We start from the raw sequence: 12,892 nt of genomic DNA on the forward strand, positions 1-12,892 counted from the left end.
GGGAGGGTAACCCCCTTTGGGGACCGCTGTGAATACGTCCCTGTAAGCTCTGCACCGGCCATCCAGGCCGGTGACGTCCCCAAAGGGGGTTACCCTCCCTCCGCTAGTACCAACGTCAAGGGCGGTGGAGGTAGCCCGTTTCACGCACCTCAAGCATGTGTTTGCTGGGCTGGCTATTTCCCGAAACGTTATGTTTGCACAGCGGAGGGAGGGAAGGTCTCTTTGAGACCGTTACCCGCCTGGACGGCGGGTAATGAGCCCCCATGGATGGGTTCACGGCGTGTCTCAAAGAGACCTTCCCTCCCGCAGCCCTCTATGCGAAGTCCCAAAAGAGCCAGGTTTCAGTAGGAAATGCGGCAGACGGTTGCCGCTTAGAGCGGCAATTCCCTGGGGCGGCTAAAATCCGTACAATGGCGGCATTTTTCGGACCGTCGAACATTGAGAGTATTATGAGCCAGCCCGCCGTGCGCAAAGAGCGCCTCGAATACAACAAACTGCAAAAGCGCCTGCGTCGTCAGGTCGGCAGTGCCATTGCCGATTACAACATGATTGAAGAGGGCGACCGGATCATGGTCTGCCTCTCCGGTGGCAAAGACTCCTACGGCATGCTCGACATCCTCATGAGCCTACAGAAAACCGCCCCCATCCGCTTCGAACTGATCGCCGTCAACATGGATCAGAAACAGCCCGGCTTTCCCGAGCACATACTGCCCGAATACCTCGAACAGGTCGGGGTGCCTTACCATATCATCGAACGCGACACCTACAGCATCGTCAAAGACGTGATTCCCGAGGGCAAAACCACCTGTGGGCTCTGCTCGCGGCTTCGGCGCGGTACCCTGTACAGCTTCGCCAACGAGATCGGGGCGACCAAAATCGCCCTGGGTCACCACCGGGACGACATCATCGAGACCCTGTTCCTCAACATGTTCTACGGTGGCAAACTCAAGGCCATGCCGCCCAAGCTGCTCGCCGATGACAAGCGCAATGTCCTGATTCGCCCGCTCGCCTACTGCAAAGAGCAGGACCTGGCGGATTTTGCCGAGTACAAGGCGTTCCCGATCATTCCCTGCAACCTCTGTGGTTCCCAGGAGAACCTCCAGCGGCAGGTGATCAAGCAGATGCTGACCGACTGGGAAGGTCAGTACCCCGGACGCACCGAGACCATCTTTTCCGCCATCCGCAATGTGGCCCCCTCTCAGCTGGCGGATACCGCGCTGTTTGACTTCGCGGGATTGAAAGTGGACCCGGATGCTGTGGCCGATGCCGGGGAAGACACCCAGGCCGAGGCCGGCGTTCACCAGTTTATCCCGGCTCTGCAAGTCTCCTGAGTTAGCCCGGCTGGCGCCCAGCTCCTATACTCGGGGTACATCGGCCCTATTCACGGGGCTCAGGCAGAGAGGTGTCTATGAGGATTGGCGTACCCCGGGAAATCAAAACCGATGAATACCGTGTAGGGCTGACGCCCAGTGCCGTGCGGGAATTGGCGGGCCAGGGCCACAGCGTGTTGGTCGAACAGGAGGCGGGCGCTGCGGTCGGCCTGGATGATGCCTCTTACGAAGCGGCTGGGGCCACTCTGGTGGACTCGGCCTCAGCGGTATTCGCCCAGGCCGAGTTGATCGTCAAGGTCAAGGAGCCGCAGCCGGAGGAGTATCGCCAGCTCAATCCCGATCAGATTTTGTTCACCTTTCTGCACCTGGCGCCCGACCCCGAGCAGGCCGAGGGGCTGCTGGCCTCGGGCGCGTCCTGCATTGCCTACGAAACCGTCACGGACCAGGCGGGACGCCTGCCACTGTTGACCCCCATGTCCGAGGTCGCCGGGCGGCTCGCCACCCAGGCGGGCGCCCATCACCTGGAGCTGCATCAGGGCGGGCGGGGCATCCTGCTCGGAGGGGTTCCGGGAGTACCGCCGGCCGGGGTCACCATCATCGGCGGGGGAGTGGTGGGGACTCAGGCGGCGCGCATGGCCTTGGGGCTGGGTGCGCAGGTCAGAATTCTGGACAAGTCCCTGGTGCGCCTGCGGGAGCTGGATGCGCTGTTTCACGGACGACTGGTCTGCGAGTACGCGACTGAAAACGCGCTGGAGCAGGCGCTGCCGCAGACCGATCTGCTGATCGGCGCGGTACTGGTAGCCGGCGACTCGGCGCCCAAGCTGCTGTCCCGGGAGCAACTGGGGGCCTTGCCCAAGGGGGCAGTATTGGTGGATGTGGCCATTGACCAGGGCGGGTGCTTCGCCACCTCCCGGCCCACAACGCACCGTCAACCCACCTTTTCGCTCGATGGCGTGGTCCATTACTGTGTTGCGAATATCCCCTCGGCGGCGGCCCGAACCGCCACACTGGCGCTGAGTCACGCCACCTTGCCATATGTACAGGCGCTGGCGCAGAATGGCCTGGAGGCACTGAAGCGGGACCCCGGCCTCAGGGCGGGCCTGAATGTGCACCGGGGCCAGATCACCCACGAGGCGGTCGCCCGGGCGTTGGGCAAACCCTGGGTAGCGTTCGGCGGCGGACCGGAGTAAGCTACCAATTGTTGAAACAAACGACATTTACAGGACAATAAGCATAAATGACGAACGAACCGTCGCTTTTCCAGGGGGTTTCTTTCCGGCTGGCGAAAATCGGCATCATCCTGGCCTTTCTGCTCGGCCTGTTGATGAGCTCGGTGCAGTTGTATCTGGATCTGGACAACCAGCGTGAGGAGCTTAACCTGTTGTTCAGTCGGGTCATGGAAGTGGCCACGCCGCCGGCGATGCGCGCCGTTCATACCCTGGATGATGACCTGTCCGCTGAAGTGGTCAATGGCCTGCTGGCCTATGACTTTGTCATCGGGGTGCGTGTCACCGATGAGTTGGGCAATACCCTGGCCGAGGGCCAGACCGCACAGAAACCCTCCCAGACACGGTGGCTGACCTCGCTGATCAGCGACGAGACCCGGGAGCTGTATTCCGATCTGATAATCCCGGGCTACGGCCAGACCGCCTCCGGTGGTCTGGCGTTTACCGTCGATATGGATCAGGCGCTGCAGGCGTTCTATGAGCGATCGGGTCTCAACCTGATCACCGGGCTGGTTCGCAACGCGATGCTGGTGGTGTTGCTGTTCTTTGCCTTTTACTTTGTGGTGGCCAAACCCCTCGCGCGCCTGTCCCGGGAAATCAAAAGCATCAACCCGGAAGAGCCCGGTGTCCGCCGCCTGACGCCTTTGCCCGGGCGGCACGATGAGCTGGCGCAACTGCTCGACAGCAGTAACCAATTGCTGAACGCTGTGGATCTGTCGCTGGCCAAGCGTCGCGCGGTGGAGCTGGCGTTGCGAAAAAGCGAAGGTCATCTGCGCCAGATTATCGACAGTTTGCCGGTGATGATCGGGGCCCGGGATATTGAGGGGCGCTACCTGTTTGCCAACAAGGCGCTGGCGAGCATGGTCGGTCGCGATGTCGACACCATGCGCGGACAGGACGTACGGGACCTGTTCCGCAATGCCGTGGATGATGTGGAACTGATTCTGCAGAACGATCAGCGGGTGATTCGTCAGGGCATTGATGTGGAAATCAATGAAGAGTCCTTTGTCACCCGCGAAGGCAAAAAACTCTATCTGCAGAGTCACATCATGCCGCTCCATTACTACGATCAGACGGTGGCTCTGGTCGTGTCCGTGGACATCACCGAGCGCAAGAATGCCCAGGCAAAGATGGAGCACATGGCCCATCACGACGCCCTGACCAATCTGCCCAACCGGGTGCAATTGGTCGAGCGTCTGGATCTGGAAATCCGTCGCGCGACCCGGCATGGCTATTGCGGTGCGGTGCTGTTTATCGATCTGGACCAGTTCAAAAACATCAACGACTCACTGGGTCATCCGGTGGGCGACAAGGTCCTCAAGGAGGTGGCGCAGCGTCTGGTCAGCTCGGTTCGGGAAGAAGATCTGGTTGCCCGCCTCAGTGGCGATGAATTTGTCGTGGTGTTGACGGTTCTGGACAAAGACCTTTCGACCGCCGCGCTGCGGGCGGGGGAAATCAGTGAAAAAATCCGGCGTATCATTTCCCGCCCCTTCCACACGGAGAATCTGGATTTGCGGATCAGCTGCAGTGTCGGAGTGGTGATCTATCCGGATAAAAACAGCTCGGTGCATGAGCTGCTGCGCTTTGCCGATACCGCCATGTACCAGGTCAAAGAAAAGGGACGCGATGCGATCGAGTTTTTCAATGAGGACATGGCGGACAAGGTCAGCCGACAGCTGGTGATGGAGGGCGATCTGCATCGGGCGCTTGAGGGCAAGCAGTTTGCGCTGCACTATCAACCCAAAATCGATATGGGCACCGGAACCATTGTCGGCGCCGAAGCCCTGTTGCGTTGGCACCATCCCACCAAGGGCCTGATCTCGCCGGCGGATTTCATTCCCATTCTGGAAACGTCCGGGCTGATTCTGGATGTCGGCCAATGGGTGCTGGAAACCGCCTGTGAAACTCTGGTGCACTGGCAGGCGCAGGGCTGGTGGAAACCGGGTATGCGTCTGAGCATCAATATCAGCCCCCGGCAGTTTCGGCGCGCCGCCTTTGCCGATGACGTCCTGCGCACCTTGAAACGCTACCCGATACCCGAGAATTCACTGGAAATGGAGGTGACCGAGGGCATTGTGATTCAGCAGGTGGACGAGGCGATTGTCACCATGCGGCGCCTGGCAGAGCAGGGGATCAGCTTCTCTCTGGATGATTTCGGGACCGGCTACTCCTCCATCAGTTACCTTAAACAGCTACCGGTGACCGTGCTGAAAATCGACCAGAGTTTTGTCCGGGATATTGTGGATGATCACAACGACCGGGTGTTGGTGGAAACCATCATTACCATGGGTCGGTTGCTGGATCTCGATGTGGTCGCCGAGGGCGTGGAACTGGAGGCCCAGTTCGATATTCTCCAGCGCTACGGCTGTCATTACTATCAAGGGTTCTATTTCAGCCCCGGCGTTACCCTGTCGGCGTTCGATGCCATGCTGGCGGAGCATACCGTGTCCGCCTGAGGGCCGGGTATCAGAACAGGCGTCCCAGAAGGAAAGGAATGGCCACTTCGGTTTTGAGAATGCGGGGCCCCAAGTGTACCGCCTGAACCCCCAGTTCGCCGAGCCGGCCGACCTCGTATTCATTGAACCCACCTTCCGGGCCCACCAGCAAGGTGACCGGTTCCTGCACCTGAGCAGGACAGGCAATGGCCTCGTAGGGGTGGGCCACCATGGCACGCCGGCCTTCGATCAACCCGGGCAGGGTGTCTTCCACAAACGGTTTGAACTGACGATGGTAGTGCACCTGCGGCATCACCGTGTCGCACCCCTGTTCCAGCCCCAGTTGCAGCTGAGTCTCCACCGCGTCCGGATGGATGCTGGGTGACTGCCAGTAGCTTTTTTCCACTCGACGGCTGTGAATCAGGTGCAGCTCTTTGACGCCGCTACCGGCGACGGTCTGCAATATACGCTTGATCTGTTGGGGACGGGGCAGGGCGAGAACCAGGGTCAAGGGCAGAGGTTCCGGAGGCGGGCGATTCAGCGTCAGGGATAACCGGATTCGTTTCCGGCTCAGTTCGGTCACCTCGCCAGTACCCCAGTCGCCGTTCAGCCGGCCAACGGTCAGGCTGTCACCCAGCTGGGGTTTGAGTACCTGAAGAATATGGTCGAGTCGGCGCTTATCCGACAGGTCGGCCACCGTGGGACTGAGCAAGTCGCTGTCGGCAAGCAGCAGTAAGTTCATTGGGGGTGACCGGTTGCGGGCGTTGAATCGACAAAATGGCGTCCCCGCCAGGACTCGAACCTGGAGCTTCCGCTTAGGAGGCGGAGGATTTATCCTGTTAATCGACGGGGACATCGGCTGCCGCGCTAGCCCGGGGGCGCCGACAGGGGCGGCAACTATACTAAAAAGCCTTACGCCGGCACAAGCCGACGTAAGCGGCGATCACGCCTTGACCAGGGTCTGGGAGCCGCCCTGAGGGCCGGAGCGGCCTTGGGCGTTGTACAGCGAGGGACCGTCGTTACTTTGTCCTCTGAGCAGGTCCAGGAGCGTGCCCACCGTCTGCCGGGAGCGCTGAATGATTTTGCCGTTGATATCGTTGAGTGCCCGACAGGCCTCAAAGTGCTCGGCGAGCTCTTGCCATTGTGGGGACTGTGCGCGGGTGTCCGGGCGCTGGTGCAACCACTGCTGCCAGCCTTCGTGGTTGTGGGGAAGCCTGGCGGCATCCAGCCAGCTTTGGCGTTGCAGGGCGTGCTCGCCGAGTGCGGCCATGAGCCGGTTTTTGGCGTCGATGAGCGGGGGAAGGGCGTCCAAATCGCGCCGCTCCAGCGCTTCGCGCTCTTGCAACAGCACCTGACTGAGCTCTTCAATGGCTTGGGCGTCGTGTGCCAGCATCTGGCTGACGGATTCGGCTGAGGGAGTCATATTGGCCTCGGTCATGGCGGATCATCGAAAATCGAATGCTGCTTGGCCCGGGCGGTGTTGGGGGCCCGCCGGGCCAGCGGGGGGTTATCCCAGCAGGTCGTCCTGATTGAGCATATTCTGGGCGATGCGTTCGGGGTCGATTTCAAATCGACCCTCGGCAATGGCCTGTTTCAGATTCGCGACGCGCTCGACGTCGACATCCGGCAGTTGCGCCAGGTTCTCTTCCAGGCGGTTCATGCTCTGTGCCTCCGCACTGAGTTCAACACTGTCACGGCTCGCCGGACGCGGGCTGCTGCCAGCGGCTCCGGATTGCGGACCGGATTCTCGGGGTGCCACGGTGCTGGGGCGGTTGTTGCCGCCGTTATTGCCGGGCTTGATACCGTTGTTTGAGTCAATAACCATATTTTGTTCCCCAACAAAATGTTCGATGATGCCGGCCGAAAGACCGGGAGCCAGCCAAAATGCGGGCTTCTGACCATACTATCGGCCGGCATCCTTATAACTTTAATACTCTTTGTGTATAAATGTGACCCATTTCGCGTTATAAAATCACGTCGACCGTCCCGGGTCCGGTGATTCGCCCTCTGACGATACGTTCAGAGCGGTCGTTCCGCACCCGGATCTGCTCTCCCACCCGCCCGGAACTCAGGGCGGTGCCCGTGGTATCAACGCTGATGGTGCCCATCCGGGCGTGCAGGCGCACCTGGTCGCCCCGTTCGACGACGGTTGGCTCGATCAGTAACCCCAGCCGGACCGGCTCGCCGGCCTTCTGCGGGCGGCGCAACTCCTTTCCCAAAGCCGACGTTGCATCAACGACAAAACCTTGACGCAATTGGCCGGTGTCTCGCAATGCCATGGTCATATCGTCCTGGGCGATCCGGTGGCCTCGTCCCAGACTCCGGCTGGCGACGGCGACCTCCCGGTATACCGCCACCTGCGCCGGGACGTACAGCGCCCAGGCGGTGGGGCCGGGACAGCGGGTGTGCACTGTCAGATTTCCGCCGCTGCGCTCCTCATCGCTAACCGACAGCGCCAGAGGGGCCTCGCAGGCTTTCAGGCGGAGGCGGCTGTCGAGCCGGCCCACGGTAATCTTGGTCCGCTTTACTGACGGAACTCGGTAGTGTGCCTCCAGGAACTGGCGCACGTCGGCCCTGAGCTCGCCCAAATCCTGGTATGGCGCGCTCTCCGGCGTGGCCTGGGCCAGCGCGGCGAGCAGAACCAGCAGCAATGCGCCCGCCAGTCGCCCGCACAACGGCCCGACTCCCCGGGGGGAGCATTGGCTCAGGCTCTGAAAAAGGCGACAGGGACCCATCTTTTGTCCTATTCTTTGTGCATGACGGTAAAGGTTAAAGCGTGACGGTTTTCAGCCGCTAACGGAACTATCGGCACTAATGAAGCAAGGAGCGTGCCGTCGGGCGGAATGCTCGCGGGGAGCGCCGGGGCATCCGCGTATGGGGTGTGGGCGTATTCTCTCGGGCAGTGGGTTAATGAACGTTTAATGAAATCAGAGGTAGAAGGGGCATCCATGGCCGGAGTATTGGATAACGTGAACCAGAGAACGCGTCTGGTGGGTGAAAACCGGCTGGAGCTGCTATTGTTCCGCTTGGGGGGACGGCAGCTGTATGGCATCAACGTGTTCAAGGTGAAAGAGGTGTTACCCTGCCCGCCGCTGAATGCCATTCCCGGGCGGAACCCGGTGGTACGTGGGGTCGCTCATATCCGCGGCGGTACCCTGTCGATCATGGATATGAATCAGGCCATGGGCAAAGTGCCACTGGAAGACATACGGTCGAGTTTTGTCATCATTACCGAATATAACCGCACGGCCCAGGGGTTCCTGGTGCGTGGGGTAGACCGGATCGTCAATATGAACTGGAGCGATATCCATCCGCCACCGCGGGGAGCCGGCAAAGCCCATTACCTGACGGCGGTTACCGAGGTCGATGGCGAGCTGGTGGAGATCGTGGATGTCGAAAAAATTCTGGCGGAAGCGGCTCCGGTCAATGAGCAGATCAGTGAAGGTGTCATTGAAGACGGCATCAGCGAGCGGGTAGTCCAGAAGCATGTCCTGATCGTGGATGACTCGGTCATTGCCCGCAAGCAGGTGCAGCGGGTGATGCAGTCCATCGGGATTCAGACAACCCTGAAAAAAGACGGGCGCGAAGCGCTGGACTATCTGCTGGATATGGTCGCTCAAGGTAAGAACCCGGATGAGGCGCTGGTGATGATCATCTCGGATATCGAAATGCCGGAGATGGACGGCTATACCTTCACCGCCGAGGTGCGCAATCACCCGGATTTGAAGGGGCTGCACATTTTGCTGCACACTTCGCTCAGTGGTGTTTTTAATCAGGCAATGGTCAAGAAAGTGGGGGCGGACGCCTTTCTGGCCAAGTTCAGTCCGGATGAGCTGGCGCGTCAGGTCAATGACCGGGTCAGAGCCATGACGGGCGAAGATCTGCTCGAACAGAGCGAATGAGGGGTGGCTCAGGCTACCGTGGGAGCATACTTTTGAGCGGTAAGTATTGATGAGTAATGCGGCGGGAAAACGCGATAATTTTGATCAGGCGGAATTTGATCACTTTCGTCAGTTTCTGCAGGATGCCTGCGGCATTGCGCTGGGGGACAATAAACAGTACCTGGTGTCCAATCGCATCCGGCGCCTGCTGGAAGAGTATCAATTGTCCTCGTTCAGTGACTTGGTCCGGGCGCTCAAGCAGAATACGAACCGTCGCCTGAAAGAGCGGGTCATTGATGTCATGACCACCAACGAAACGTTCTGGTTTCGTGACATCTACCCCTTCGAGTATCTGCGTAACACCCTGCTGCCGTCCTGGATGCAGACCGAACACCGCATGGCCGGGCCGATCCGCATCTGGTCTGCCGCCTGTTCCTCGGGCCAGGAACCCTACTCAATCAGCATGATGGTGGAGGAATTCCGGCGTCAGCGGATGGGCGCTCTGGCCCGGCCGGTACAAGTGGTTGCAACTGATCTGTCATCCATTGTGCTGGATCAGGCCAAGCGGGGCGAATACGATCGCCTGTCGGTGGTGCGCGGACTGTCGACGGAGCGGCTGGAGCGTTATTTTGACAACCCGCGGGAGAACGTCTGGCGGGTGAAGCCGCTGGTGCGGGATCGAATAGAGTTCAAGGCCTGGAACCTGTTGGATTCCTACGCGGGCTTGGGCAAATTTGATATCGTCTTTTGCCGCAACGTTCTGATCTATTTTAACGCTGACCTCAAGCGTCGGATTCTGGAAAAAATCCACGGCTCGCTCAAGCCGGGCGGTATTCTTTTTCTGGGTTCCTCCGAAGGCTTGGCGGGAGCGTCCCATCTGTTCGAAATGGTCCGGTGTGACCCCGGTATTCTCTATCGCGCCAAATAGCGAATGACCCGAGAAAGGATGAGAGAGGAGAAACGCCGTGTACAAACTGGCTTTTTTCGTTCCCGAAAGCCATCTTGAAACCGTCAAAGCCGCCGTCTTTGCCACCGGGGCCGGGCGTATCGGTGATTACGACAGCTGTTGCTGGCAGAGTCTGGGGCAGGGACAGTTTCGACCTCTGGCGGGCAGTCAACCGTTTCTCGGGCGTCAGGGCGAGGTCGAGCGCGTATCCGAGTATCGCGTCGAGCTGGTGTGCGCCGACGATCTGATCCGCCCTGCCATTTCGGCCCTGAAGGCGGCCCATCCCTACGAAGAACCGGCGTACGATGTCTGGCAGCTGGCCGAACTGTGAGTCCCGGGTTTTCCGGTTTCAGCAAGGATCCAAAGTGATACAAGGCGGTGGTTGCGGCGTATAGCTCTACCCAATGTTTATCCCCCAAAGGAAAAAGGAGTACTCGTCATGAACAACCTGTTCCCCCGTTTGATTCGATGGACGCTTGCCGGCAGCCTGCTTTCGGTCTGCCTGAGCGCCCAGGCCGAGCTGCAGACCCGTGAAATTGATTATCAGGTCGATGGTGAGACATTCACCGGCTACCTGGCGTATGACGATGCGCATAGCGGAACCCGACCGGGTGTATTGATCGTGCATGAATGGTGGGGGCACGGCGAGTATGTCCGTCAGCGCGCCGAGATGCTGGCCAAACTCGGTTATGCCGCCTTCGCGCTGGATATGTATGGCTCGGATAAATACGCGGAACATCCCAGCCAGGCGAATGAGTTCATGCAGGCCGTGATGAGCGATAAAGAGGCGGCCAAAGCGCGCTTCACCGAGGCGCTCTCGGTGTTGCGTGAGCAGTCCATGGTGGCGCCGGATGATATCGCCGCGCTGGGCTATTGTTTTGGCGGCGCCGTGGTGTTGAACATGGCCCGCGCCGGCGTGGATCTGGACGGGGTGGTGAGTTATCACGGCATGTTGGCCGCAGAGTCACCGGCGCAGCCGGGAGATGTGAAGGCCGCCGTCAGGGTGTTCAACGGCGAGGCGGACCCGATGGTGCCCGCCCAACAGGTAGCGGACTTTGAGGAGGAAATGCGTCAGGCCGACGTGGACTACGAACTGGTGAACTACGCCGGTGCCCAACATGGTTTTACCAACCCGGAGGCGACCGAGTTGGGGCGTCAATTCGAGCTCCCGCTGAGCTATGACGCCAGTGCCGATGCGGATTCTTGGCACAAGACGCAACAATTCCTTGAGGACCTGTTCCGCTAGCGGGTTGCCGGTGTTCTGCCACTTCGGCAAGCAATGTCGGGGTGGCGGAGCAAAAGTGCGGGACATCGGTTGCAAGTCCCTGGCCGGGCACCGATAATCACTGTAGATAACACTAAATCAAGCCCGGCACCGCGGTTCACAGGAAGACGGAGCGGGCCCTGAAATGGAGTACAGTGATTATGACCTTAGATTATGACCGTACCGTCGTGTCGGTTCTGGATGAGGCTCTGCGGCAGTACGAACGCAGCGATTCGTTCACCTGTCTCGGCCATACGCTGACTTACGGCGATCTGGACCGTCTCTCCGGCCAATTTGCGGCCTATCTACAGCAGCACACGGACCTGCAGCCGGGCGACCGCATTGCCATCCAGCTTCCCAACATTCTCCAGTACCCGGTGGCACTCTTGGGCGCGCTACGCGCGGGGCTGGTGGTGGTCAACACCAACCCACTGTACACCGCCCGGGAAGTCAAACATCAGTTGCAGGACTCCGGCGCACGGGCGCTGGTGGTGCTGGCCAACATCGCGGACAAAGCCGCCTCGATTGTGGCTGACACCGAGGTCGAGCAGGTGATCGTGACTGAGCTGGCGGACCTCCATCCACCCGTGAAACGGGTGCTGCTCAACACCGTGATCAAGTACATCAAACGCATGGTGCCGAGCTTTCACTTCCCCCGTCAGGTTGAGTTCCGCCAGGCGCTCGGGCTTGCTCAGGGTGCCTATCGCAAAGTCGAGCAGTCTCCGGACGATGTCGCCGTGCTCCAGTACACCGGCGGCACAACCGGCGTTGCCAAAGGCGCCATGCTGACGCACCGCAACCTGGTTGCTAATATGCTTCAGGTGAACAAGCACATGGAAGGGGAGTTCCGGGTCAATCAGGAATACTATATTGCCCCGTTGCCGCTCTACCATATCTATGCGTTTACGCTGCATATCACCTCGGCGCTGTCCCTGGGCAATCACAACCTGCTCATTCCCAACCCCCGGGATATCAAAGGTTTTGTCAAAACCCTCAAAGGCAAACCGTTTACCTGCTTTGTCGGGTTGAACACCCTGTTCAATGCCCTGTGCCGGGATCCGGATTTCGTCAAGCTGGACTTCAGCCATTTGCGGCTGACTGCTTCAGGTGGCATGGCGCTGACGGCCGCTGCCGCACGGCGCTGGAAAGAAGTCACCGGTGTCGGCATTTTTGAAGGCTACGGCCTGACCGAAACCTCTCCGGTGGTTTCCATCAATCCGCCGGGTGCGATCCAGCAGGGCACTGTGGGGCTGCCCATGCCGGACACGGAGTGCAAGGTCATAGACGAAGAAGGACAGTCGCTGCCCAACGGTGAGCCCGGTGAGCTGTGTGTGCATGGCCCCCAGGTCATGAAGGGCTATTGGAATCGACCCGATGAAAGCCGGCAGGTACTCGATGAGGACGGCTGGTTCAAAACCGGCGATATGGCGGTCATTCAGGAGGATGGCTACATCCGGATTGTCGATCGCAAGAAGGATATGATCAATGTGTCCGGGTTCAAGGTCTTCCCGAATGAAGTGGAGGATGTGCTCTGCACCCACCCGGACATTGTCGAGGCGGCGGTCGTGGGTGTGCCCGACGAGGAAAGTGGTGAGCTGGTCAAAGCCTATATCGTCGCCAACCGGGACATGACCGTGAAAGAAGTCCGGGAATTTGCCAAGAAAAATCTGACCCCTTACAAAGTGCCGCACGATGTCGAGTTCCGGGACGAGTTGCCCAAATCCAACGTGGGCAAAGTGCTGCGGCGTGAGTTGCGGGACGAGGAACCAGCGAAAACCGGCCGTGCGTGACATCAGCTAGAGAGTGTTC

At 59.8% G+C, this 12,892-nt stretch carries 12 protein-coding genes and 1 tRNA gene; 8 read left to right on the plus strand and 5 right to left on the minus strand.

The window, feature by feature from the left end; all coding sequences use genetic code 11:
- Positions 1-449 precede the first annotated feature (449 nt).
- From ttcA to B3520_RS17185, 3 genes are all read left to right on the plus strand, one after another.
- On the plus strand, positions 450-1,331 hold the full coding sequence (gene ttcA, locus B3520_RS17175) for a tRNA 2-thiocytidine(32) synthetase TtcA (RefSeq protein ID WP_286806500.1): 882 nt from the start codon (positions 450-452) through the stop codon (positions 1,329-1,331).
- A 77-nt stretch (positions 1,332-1,408) separates the two neighbouring features.
- Positions 1,409-2,521, plus strand: coding sequence for an alanine dehydrogenase (ald, locus tag B3520_RS17180; protein WP_286806501.1), 1,113 nt, complete (start codon positions 1,409-1,411; stop codon positions 2,519-2,521).
- Positions 2,522-2,568: 47 nt separating this feature from the next.
- On the plus strand, positions 2,569-5,013 hold the full coding sequence (locus tag B3520_RS17185) for a putative bifunctional diguanylate cyclase/phosphodiesterase (RefSeq protein ID WP_286806503.1): 2,445 nt from the start codon (positions 2,569-2,571) through the stop codon (positions 5,011-5,013).
- 10 nt (positions 5,014-5,023) lie between these two features.
- On the opposite strand, the gene B3520_RS17190 is transcribed toward B3520_RS17185, so the two are convergent.
- From B3520_RS17190 to flgA, 5 genes are all read right to left on the minus strand, one after another.
- Positions 5,024-5,734: a 16S rRNA (uracil(1498)-N(3))-methyltransferase gene (locus tag B3520_RS17190; RefSeq protein ID WP_286806504.1), complete on the minus strand. Its 711-nt coding sequence runs from the start codon at positions 5,732-5,734 to the stop codon at positions 5,024-5,026.
- 36 nt (positions 5,735-5,770) lie between these two features.
- Positions 5,771-5,846: transfer RNA gene (locus B3520_RS17195), tRNA-Arg, on the minus strand.
- An 89-nt stretch (positions 5,847-5,935) separates the two neighbouring features.
- Entirely contained in the window at positions 5,936-6,430 is a 495-nt protein-coding gene (locus B3520_RS17200; protein WP_286806505.1) for a flagella synthesis protein FlgN, read from the minus strand.
- Between the two features lie 69 nt (positions 6,431-6,499).
- Positions 6,500-6,817: a flagellar biosynthesis anti-sigma factor FlgM gene (flgM, locus tag B3520_RS17205; RefSeq protein WP_286806507.1), complete on the minus strand. Its 318-nt coding sequence runs from the start codon at positions 6,815-6,817 to the stop codon at positions 6,500-6,502.
- A gap of 139 nt (positions 6,818-6,956) precedes the next feature.
- A complete protein-coding gene (flgA, locus tag B3520_RS17210) occupies positions 6,957-7,667 on the minus strand; it encodes a flagellar basal body P-ring formation chaperone FlgA (RefSeq protein ID WP_286876483.1) in 711 nt (236 codons plus the stop codon).
- A 273-nt stretch (positions 7,668-7,940) separates the two neighbouring features.
- On the opposite strand from flgA, the gene B3520_RS17215 reads away from it, so the two are divergent.
- The 5 genes from B3520_RS17215 (at position 7,941) to B3520_RS17235 (ending at position 12,873) form a co-directional block, all read left to right on the plus strand.
- Positions 7,941-8,894: a chemotaxis protein CheV gene (locus tag B3520_RS17215; protein WP_286876487.1), complete on the plus strand. Its 954-nt coding sequence runs from the start codon at positions 7,941-7,943 to the stop codon at positions 8,892-8,894.
- A 49-nt stretch (positions 8,895-8,943) separates the two neighbouring features.
- Complete coding sequence (locus tag B3520_RS17220; protein WP_286806512.1) at positions 8,944-9,801, plus strand: CheR family methyltransferase; 858 nt, start codon at positions 8,944-8,946, stop codon at positions 9,799-9,801.
- 37 nt (positions 9,802-9,838) lie between these two features.
- Positions 9,839-10,150, plus strand: coding sequence for a YqfO family protein (locus B3520_RS17225; protein WP_024460447.1), 312 nt, complete (start codon positions 9,839-9,841; stop codon positions 10,148-10,150).
- Positions 10,151-10,258: 108 nt separating this feature from the next.
- On the plus strand, positions 10,259-11,065 hold the full coding sequence (locus B3520_RS17230; RefSeq protein ID WP_286806514.1) for a dienelactone hydrolase family protein: 807 nt from the start codon (positions 10,259-10,261) through the stop codon (positions 11,063-11,065).
- Positions 11,066-11,244: 179 nt separating this feature from the next.
- The gene (locus B3520_RS17235; RefSeq protein WP_286806515.1) at positions 11,245-12,873 is read left to right on the plus strand and encodes an AMP-binding protein; all 1,629 of its coding nucleotides are present in this window, start codon (positions 11,245-11,247) and stop codon (positions 12,871-12,873) included.
- Positions 12,874-12,892: the final 19 nt, after the last annotated feature.

The sequence above is a fragment of the Marinimicrobium sp. UBA4509 genome (genome assembly GCF_002388575.1).
Lineage (GTDB): Bacteria > Pseudomonadota > Gammaproteobacteria > Pseudomonadales > Cellvibrionaceae > Marinimicrobium > Marinimicrobium koreense.